This window comes from Microbacterium sp. Leaf351 (genome assembly GCF_001423825.1).
GTDB lineage: Bacteria > Actinomycetota > Actinomycetes > Actinomycetales > Microbacteriaceae > Microbacterium > Microbacterium ginsengisoli.
Genome location: NZ_LMPK01000015.1, coordinates 219,727 through 226,718 on the forward strand (window position 1 = coordinate 219,727; position 6,992 = coordinate 226,718).

The following is a 6,992-nucleotide window of genomic DNA, read 5'->3' on the forward strand; positions in this document are numbered from 1 at the left end:
GCGTCCTCAACGGCGAGCGGGTGCAGGTCGAACTCGGCGGCGACCGAGGCGACCTCTTCGGCGCTCGGACGGTAGAGCCCGATCCAGGCGAGCCCTCCGCGATCGTCGTGCAGCCGGTAGGTCTCATCGAGCGTGCCGGGTGTCTCGGCGCGGCGACCGTCGACGTAGATGGCGTTGTCGACCAAGGGCATGGGCGGGCTCCTCTCTCGGGGCGGTCGCGCCGCTCCGACTCGGGACAGCGGGTGGAGCGCGGCGAAGCCGCTCGATGGTAGCCGACCGACATGACCTGTTCGGGGCATCCTGACGAGATCCTCACGGCGGCACGTCGCTCGGCGTCGCGGCACCTGCCGGTGGGCGTGCGCGAGGGGTGCCGCGACGCGGCCGGCGTCGTCGAGCGCGCCGCGGGCCTGGGGTCAGGCGACGCCGACGAGCCGAGCGAACGCGCTCAGGCGCGCGACGCCGGCCGGGGTGTACGGCAGGTCGTCGAGCAGAGCGGGCGAATAGATCACGTAGGCGGCGACCTTCGCCCGCGAGACCGCGACGTTGAGCCGGTTCTGCAGCAGCAGGAACTCGAGTCCGCGCGGCGCCGCCCGCCCGGACGACGCGGCGAGGCTCACGATCGCGACCGCCGCCTCCTGCCCCTGAAAGCGGTCCACCGTGCCCACCCGCACGTCGGCGAGACCGGCGCCGGCGAGCGCCTCCTCGACGAGCACCTGCTGCGCGTTGTACGGGGTGACCACGATCAGATCGGATGCCGCGAGCGCCCGTCCGCCCGCGGCATCGGGATCGCCCGGGTCGGTGTACGTGCGACCCACCAGGTCGCGGGCGAGTCGCACGACCTCGGCGGCCTCTTCGGGCGACTGCACGGCATTGCCCTCGTGGGCGAGGGGCAGCGGATGCAGGCCCGGCTCGATGCCGGCGAGCGAGCGGAGCCCGGCGTCGGGGGCGGAGGCGAGCGCACCGTCGTAGGACAGGGTCGAGACCGGGGCGGCGACACGCGGATGCATGCGCCAGGTGCGCGAGAGGAAGTAGCCGTGGGTCGGCGGGAGCACCGCGGCATCCGCCATCACCCACCCGAGCGCGGACGTGTCGACCGGCTCGGGATGCGTTCCCTGACTGACCTGCGGCAGCTGCTGCGGGTCGCCGAGCAGCAGCAGGCGCGGGGCGGCGAGCGAGACGGCGATGGTCGAGGCGAGGGAGAACTGCCCCGCCTCGTCGATCACGAGCAGGTCGAGCCCGCCGCGCGCAACGCGGTTGGTGTTCGCGAAGTCCCAGGCGGTGCCGCCGACGACGAACCCGCCCGGCTGGTCGGCGATGAACCCGGCCATCCCGTTCTTGCGGATCGCCGTGAACGCGTGACCGGTCGATGCCGGATCCTTCGGCGCCTTCGCCACCTGCACGGCGGGCACCCCGGCGGCGATGACCCCTTCGAGCATGTGCTCGACGACGGCATGGGACTGCGCGACCACACCGACCCGGAACCCGCGGTCGCGCACGAGGCTCGCGATCACCCGGGCACCGACGTAGGTCTTGCCGGTGCCCGGAGGACCCTGCACGGCCAGGTAGCTGCGGTCGAGGTCGGCGACGGATGCCGCGATCGTCGCCGCCAGCTCGCCCGCCGCGCGCCCGTGCGGGCTCGAGGTGAGCTGACGCCCGCGCAGACGCGGCGGACGGCGGCGCAGCAGATCGGTCGCGGGGTCGTCGGGGAACCCGGGGGCGGCGTCGAGCAGCCCCTCGGCCCATGCGTCGATCGCGGTCTGCTGCCCGGCGGCCTGCGGGGGCCGCGGCGGAGTCAGTGCGATCGGCAGCGTGTCCCACGTCTCGCCGTCGACGGCGAACTCGGCGATCACCGCGCCGTCGTCGAGCACCTCGAGCACCTGAACGGTGCGGCCGGCGTGGATCCACCGCGGCGACGGCTGGGCGATCGGGTAGGGCGCAGGCATGGGGTAGAGCGCGAACGGATCGGAGCCCTCGCTCAGCCGGGTGCCGGGCGCGACGTCGCCGTGCAGCTCGATGATGCGACGGTCGACCCGCTGCCCGTCGCCGCGGTGCCAGTCGGTCACGACCCGACTGCGGGCCGCGTCGACGACCACCACGTCACGGGTCTGCTCCCAGAGCGACACCGGCTCGCGCAGCCGCAGGAAGTGACCCGCCCAGAACGTCTTCGCCTCGCGCGGGTAGTAGTCGATGGCGGCCGCGGCGAGCGCCAGCGCACGCACGTCGGGGTCGTCGGGCGACGTGAGGGCCGTGGCATCCGTCGCCCGTCGGCTGAGGGCGACCGATGTCGGCGACGGCTCGTAGGGCGTCTCCTCGGGGGTGACATCGCGGGCGGGATAGAGCCCGGCGTCGCGCGCGCGGGCGACCAGCCAGTCGCGCAGCCGCAGAGTGGAGACGCAGTCGTCGCGGTTGTACTCGGCCAGGTCGTCGAGGATCGCCGCCGCGGCCGCGTCGTCGCCGTCGTCTGCGGCCGCCCGCGCCTCGACGTAGCGCACGATCGAGTCGTCGCCGCGCTGCACGTCGCTCGTGCGCAGGTCGTCGCCCATGTAGAGCGGCTCGAGCTTCTTGATCGAGTAGGAGCGGGACCCCACCCGCAGCGCCCGCCGCACGATCGGGTAGAGATCGACGAACACACCCTCGCGCAGCAGCCGATCGACCTCGGCCTCGCGGGTGCCGTGCCGCGCGGCCATCTGCAGCAGATGCGTCGGCTCGTACGGCGCGTAGTGGTAGATGTGCAGGCCCGAATGGGTGCGCCGGCGCAGCTCGATCAGATCGACGAACTGCTCGAGCGCGCGCTTCTCGTCGGCGAAGGTGTGCGCCCACAGGGCGCTGTACTGCTCGCGGGTGTCGACCCACCCGAACAGGTAGTCGATGCCCCACACGTTCGCGCCGCCGGTGTGCTCGGTGTAGAGCGGGTCGCCCTCGAAGTCGAAGAACAGGTCGCCGTGATCGGGCCGCGGCAGCGCACCGAGCGCGGCCGCCGACACCACCTCGTACGCAGGCGCGGGCGGGCGGGACGCGGCATCCGTCTGCTGCCGCTCGCTCGCCAGCTGCAGCCGCGCCTGCGTGCGCAGCGATTCCCACACCTCGGCGCCGAGCCCCTCAGGCGGGGCGGATGCCGCGGCCAGCGCGTCGATCGTGTCGACACCCCCCGCGCGCATCCGCTCGCGCTGCACCGGGCGCATGCCGGCGACGAGCAGCAGGTCGCGTTGGCCGACCACCTCAAGGTCGCACGTCGCGCACCGGCCGCACGCCACGACGTGCAGGGCGCCGCGGTCGTCTCCCCAGGCGATCGGCGTGCCGGACGCCCCGGCGGCGAGGTCACGGTCGGCGATCAGGGCGCGCAGGCGCTCCCGCCGCAGCGTGAACACGGGCATCAGGTCGGCGACCCGGTGCACACTCGTCGTGCCGTCGCCGAGCAGCAGCTCGACCTCGTCGGCGCGGGCGATACCCAGCCGGTCGAGCTGGTCGACGTAGGCGGCGAGCTGCATGAGCGCGGTGACACGGGCGTGGCGGGCGAGCTTGGTGTCCTGCACGATCCAGCGTCCGTCGTCGCCGCGCAGCAGGAAGTCGGCGAACCCGACGAACTCGCCGGTCGCGAACGCGGCTTGGTAGACGACGGACGCCGCCGGGTCGCCGAGCGCCCGCACGGTCGCGGTGACCGCGGCATCCATCGCCGTCGCATCGGCCGAGCGCGTCTCGGGGATCTCGACGACGGTTCCCGGATGCGTCTCGCGGTAGCGCTCGAGCACGCGCAGCTCGTGCTGCGTGCCGAGGCGGCCGGCGCGCTCGAGGGTGGGGTCGTCGGGCTCGTCGACCGCGGGCACGCGGCCGAGCTTCGCGTCGATGGCGCGCAGCCAGGCGAATTCGCACTCGGCGGCGGCCTTGAAGTCGCTCGCGCTCCACACGATGCGGGCGGGCTGTGGGCCTGCGGCCTCGATGTAGCGCATGGGACGTCCTCTCCCGCTCGACCCTAACGGCCGCCGCCGACACCGCCGCTGCGCCGCCGTGGCCGCCGTGCCCCGTCGCCGGCGCGCGGGCCGACGGCCCGCAGTGCCAGACTGGACGCGTGACCACCGCCCTGCCGTTCGCGAGCGCCTATCGCCACGGGTTCGCCCGTGTCGCCGCGGTGACCCTTCCGCTCGCGATCGCCGACCCCGCGCGCAACGCCGCGGCGACGATCGCGGAGGCCCGCCGGCTGCACGACGACGCCGTCGCCGTCGCCGTCTTCCCCGAGCTCGGTCTCAGCGGATACGCGATCGACGACCTCGTGCTGCAGGACCCGCTGCTCGACGCCGTGATCGACGCGATCGGCGCGGTGGCCGCGGCATCCGCCGATCTGCTGCCGCTGCTGTTCGTCGGCGCGCCGCTGCGGATCGGGAGCCGCCTCTACAACTGCGCGGTCGCCATCCACCGCGGGCGTGTGCTCGGCGTCGTGCCGAAGACCTCGCTGCCGACCTACCGCGAGTTCTACGAGCGGCGCTGGTACGCCTCCGGAGCCGACGCCGACACGGATGTCGCCGACCTCGGGCCGCTCGGAACGGTGCCGTTCGGCACGCAGCTGCACTTCGCGGCATCCGATGTGCCCGGCCTCGTCGTCCACGCCGAGATCTGCGAGGACCTGTGGGTGCCCGTGCCCCCGTCGTCGACCGCCGCCCTGCAGGGCGCGACCGTGCTGCTGAACCTGTCGGGCAGCCCCATCACCATCGCGCGCGCAGACGACCGCGAGCTGCTCGTGCGCTCGCAGTCGCTCCGCGGCCTGGCGGCGTACGCATATGCCGCCGCCGGCATGGGCGAATCGACCAACGACGTCGCGTGGGACGGGCAGACCCTCATCGCCGAGCTCGGCACCGTGCTGGCGCGCACCGAGCGCTTCCCCGAGGGGGCGCGCGCGAGCATCGTCGACGTCGACCTCGACCGCATCCGCCAGGACCGCCAGCGACAGGGAACGTTCGACGACAACCGCGCCGCACTCGTGCCCGGCGCCCCGGTGGTCGTGCCGTGGCGGCTCGACCCGCCCCTGAGCGATGTGGGCCTGCGACGGGATGTCGCGCGGTTCCCGTTCGTGCCCGCGGATCCGGCCCGTCTCGCGCAGGACTGCTACGAAGCCTTCCACATCCAGGTCGCCGGTCTCGAGCAGCGCCTCGCCGCCATCGGCCACCCGAAGCCGGTGATCGGTGTCTCCGGCGGCCTCGACTCGACGCATGCACTGCTCGTCGTCGCACGGGCCATGGACCGCGCCGGGCGGCCGCGCAGCGACATCCTCGCCTACACGCTGCCGGGGTTCGCGACCAGCGACCACACCCGCTCGAACGCCGTCGCGCTCGCCGAGGCGATCGGTGCGACGGTCGAGACGATCGACATCACCCCGGTCGCCCACGACCTCCTCGGCGCGATCGGGCACCCCTACGCGAGCGGCGAGCCCGTCTACGACGTGACGTTCGAGAACGTGCAGGCGGGCGCCCGCACCGACGTGCTCTTCCGCCTCGCGAACCGTCACGGCGGCATCGTCATCGGCACCTCCGACCTCTCCGAGCTCGGCCTCGGCTGGGCGACGTACGGCGTCGGCGACCAGATGAGCCACTACGCCGTCAACGCGGGCGTGCCGAAGACGCTCATCCAGCACCTCATCCGCTGGGTCATCGCCGAGGGCGAAGGGGTGGATGCCGCGACCGCCGTGGTGCTGCAGTCGGTGCTCGACACCGAGATCAGCCCCGAGCTCGTGCCGGCCGATGCCGACGGCAACGTGCAGTCCACCGAGGACACCATCGGGCCGTATTCCCTGCACGACTTCGCCCTGTTCCACGTGCTGCGCTACGGGCTGCGGCCCTCGAAGATCGCGTTCCTCGCCGAGCGCGCCTGGGCGGATGCCGCAGTCGGCTCCTGGCCCGCCGGGTTCCCCGAGGGCGAGCGGCCGAGCTACGACCGGGCCGAGATCGTCCGGTGGCTGCGCGTGTTCCTGTCGCGCTACTTCGGGTTCGCGCAGTTCAAGCGCACGGCCATCCCCAACGGCCCGAAGGTGTCGCCCGCCGGATCACTGTCGCCGCGCGGCGACTGGCGGGCGCCGAGCGACGGCAACGCCCGCGCCTGGATCGCCGAACTCGATGCCGCCCTCGACACCACCGCCCCGGGAGACAACTAACATGCGCCTGCTGGTCGCCGCCCTGAACTCCGAGCTCGTCGGGTTCCCGCTGGAGCTGCCCGGCTTCTCGCGCCTGGTCACCGGACCCGGCAAGCTCAAGGCCGCGGTCGAGTTGACCCGGGCCCTCGAGCGCGGCGAGGTCGACGAGATCGTCGTCGTCGGCACCGCGGGACAGCTCGACGCCGGCCTCGCCGCCGGTGTGCACGAGATCTCCGCCGCGCTGCAGCACGACGTGACCGACCTCGACGGCATCGTGGGGCAGCACGTCTCGCTTCCGTCGACCGTCGAGACGGGGCATCCGGGTGTCGTCATCGCCACCGGCGACCGGTTCATCGACGACGCCGACGCCGTGGTCGCGATCCGCGAGCTCGGCGCGCAGCTGGTCGACATGGAGACGTTCGCCTACATCTGGGTCGCGCACGAGTACGCGGTGCCGATCCGCGTGTTCAAGGCGATCTCCGACAGCGCGCAGGACGGCGCCACTCAGCTGTGGGACGAGACCGTCGCCCACTGCAGCGCCCAGCTCTACACCCACCTCGCCGGGCTCTACGGGGCCTGAGGGCAGGCCCGGCCGGGCCGTGTGCCGGGGCTTGCGCGGGCCGCGTACCGCCACGGGGTCGCGCGAAGCGGGCTGCGGGGTCGAGGCTCCGGTGCGGGGTCGCGCCGAGCACCGCCGCGGGGTCGCGCCAAGCAGGTGCCGAGCGCAGGAGACCTGGCGGACGCAGGAGGAATCGCGAGGATGCCGCCTGTTCTCGCGCGTTCGCCTGTGTCCACGCGGGCAGGAGCGCACGGCGGGCACCGGCACCGGGCCGTGCCGGGCAGGTACGGAAAACAGGAACACACGCGGACGGGG

General features: G+C 73.4%; 3 protein-coding genes and 1 pseudogene. 2 read left to right on the top strand and 2 right to left on the bottom strand.

Going from position 1 to position 6,992, the window contains the following annotated elements:
- Both ASG00_RS17520 and ASG00_RS06760 read right to left on the bottom strand, forming a co-directional pair.
- Positions 1 to 191: pseudogene (locus ASG00_RS17520) on the bottom strand (transporter); the annotation flags it as partial.
- 222 nt (positions 192 to 413) lie between these two features.
- Entirely contained in the window at positions 414 to 3,947 is a 3,534-nt protein-coding gene (locus ASG00_RS06760; RefSeq protein ID WP_056207765.1) for a TM0106 family RecB-like putative nuclease, read from the bottom strand.
- A gap of 119 nt (positions 3,948 to 4,066) precedes the next feature.
- Here ASG00_RS06760 and ASG00_RS06765 point away from each other — a divergent pair, with 119 nt between their 5' ends.
- Complete coding sequence (locus ASG00_RS06765) at positions 4,067 to 6,139, top strand: NAD(+) synthase (RefSeq protein WP_056207768.1); 2,073 nt, start codon at positions 4,067 to 4,069, stop codon at positions 6,137 to 6,139.
- Position 6,140: 1 nt separating this feature from the next.
- Entirely contained in the window at positions 6,141 to 6,698 is a 558-nt protein-coding gene (locus tag ASG00_RS06770) for a phosphorylase family protein (protein WP_045247723.1), read from the top strand.
- The last annotated feature ends 294 nt before the right edge of the window (positions 6,699 to 6,992 follow it).

Bases quoted from the DNA above. Each gene is read 5' to 3' on its own strand.
- ASG00_RS06760 (WP_056207765.1), bottom strand. From the start codon at position 3,947: ATGCGCTACATCGAGGCCGCAGGCCCACAGCCCGCCCGCATCGTGTGG.
- ASG00_RS06770 (WP_045247723.1), top strand. From the start codon at position 6,141: ATGCGCCTGCTGGTCGCCGCCCTGAACTCCGAGCTCGTCGGGTTCCCG.